At 52.7% G+C, this 1,413-nt stretch carries 2 protein-coding genes; one reads left to right on the top strand and one right to left on the bottom strand.

All coding sequences use genetic code 11. The annotated features are described in order from the left end of the window. The first annotated feature begins 158 nt into the window (after window positions 1-158). The gene (locus ADK28_RS16275; RefSeq protein ID WP_025160261.1) at window positions 159-338 is read left to right on the top strand and encodes a hypothetical protein; all 180 of its coding nucleotides are present in this window, start codon (window positions 159-161) and stop codon (window positions 336-338) included. Between the two features lie 54 nt (window positions 339-392). Here the strand turns inward: ADK28_RS16275 and ADK28_RS16270 are convergent, their stop codons facing one another. Beyond that, the gene (locus ADK28_RS16270; protein ID WP_028128054.1) at window positions 393-1,274 is read right to left on the bottom strand and encodes a nucleoside-specific channel-forming protein Tsx; all 882 of its coding nucleotides are present in this window, start codon (window positions 1,272-1,274) and stop codon (window positions 393-395) included. Between the last annotated feature and the right edge of the window lie 139 nt (window positions 1,275-1,413).

The raw sequence follows: 1,413 nt of genomic DNA, 5'->3' as shown, positions 1-1,413 counted from the left end.
CGCCTCTCCGTGCGGGATTCTTTTTCACACCGCTGTCGCCCCAATCTGGTGCTTTATGTTGAGATTTGGTTGCCGATAATTTACATTCGCTGTCTGAGAAACCTCAACCTCCCGCGGTGGCCAGGCTGGCAACGGGTGGGCGTTCAGGAGCAAAAGACGTGCAAATGACCCTCATGGAATACATCACTCGGCACTTTAATGGCGATCTTCATCGGTACGCGCAGTCGGAAGGCGTCAGCCGTGAACAAATCATTAGTTGGATAAATAATGAATGTCACGTGATCAAAGGCAGACTGTTTATGCCGGTGAAGCATCTCCCGGTTGAACAAGCCCAGTGATGACGAAAAAAAACCCCGCCAAGCGGGGTTTTCTGTTTCTGATAGCACGGAAAATCAGAAGTTATAGCCGACCACGAGGTAATAACCCCAACCGGTAGACTTGATCGGGCCCTGCGGGGTGCCGATATCCGCGCCATCCTGCCACTGACCGCCGTTGTGGAAATAACGCGCCACGAAAGAATAGTGCCAGTGATCGTAGTTCAGCGCCAAAATATGGCTGGAGGCGATCGAGTTGCTGGTGCGCACCTGTTTGCCGGTGCCGTCAACCCAATGGCTGTCCTTGCCCAGATCGGAACCGAAGTCGAAGTTGGTGAAGCCGATGTAGCTCAGGTTGCCGCCCCACACCTGGGTCAGCGGCACGAAGTATTTCACCTTAAAGCGGTAACCGTCCCAGCTGTTCTCGTTGGCGGCCTGGTAGTTTTCCCACTGGTATTTGGCATAGATGTTCATCGACAGGCTCATCGGCAGACCGGTGTCGATATCGGTGCCCAGACCCATGTACCAGGTGTTTTGACGGCCATCGGCGTTGTGGCCCAGATCATAGATGTAGTTGTTGGCGAAGTACCACTCTTTGAACGGACCGAAGCTCAGATCGGTGCCGGTGAGTTTGTCGATGGAGAAACGCGGTTCAATCTCCATAAACATCGGGGAGCCTTTGTCCCAGATGCCGCGATCCGGGGTATTGCCCACGCCGAAGAATTTCGGCACGTCAACGTAACCGTAGAAATCGAACCAGTCTTTCTTGGCGAAGGCTTCGTATTCGAGATACACGTCGTTATTCAGCTGCGGCCCGAAGCGGGTGTGGTAGCTGCCCACCACGTTGACGCTCTGGTGCCACCAGTCGGAGACATATTGACTGTCTTTGCTATCAGCCATTGATGATGCACTGTAAGACGCTGCGAGCAGTACACCTGCTGCGAGAGCTATTTTTTTCATTTTATTACCACATGCTTAAAGGGCCATTTCCTGCCCGTTTAGAAAAGATGACAATGAGTCTGCCGACACCTGGCGTTGTCTTCACACAGAAACTCGGATGACGCGCGCATTATAGAAACCACTGACTGTAAGAATCTGT

It is taken from the genome of Serratia sp. 506_PEND, assembly GCF_001076875.1.
GTDB classification, from domain to species: Bacteria; Pseudomonadota; Gammaproteobacteria; order Enterobacterales; family Enterobacteriaceae; genus Serratia; species Serratia marcescens.
This window is presented reverse-complemented; position numbering and strand designations above follow the sequence as displayed.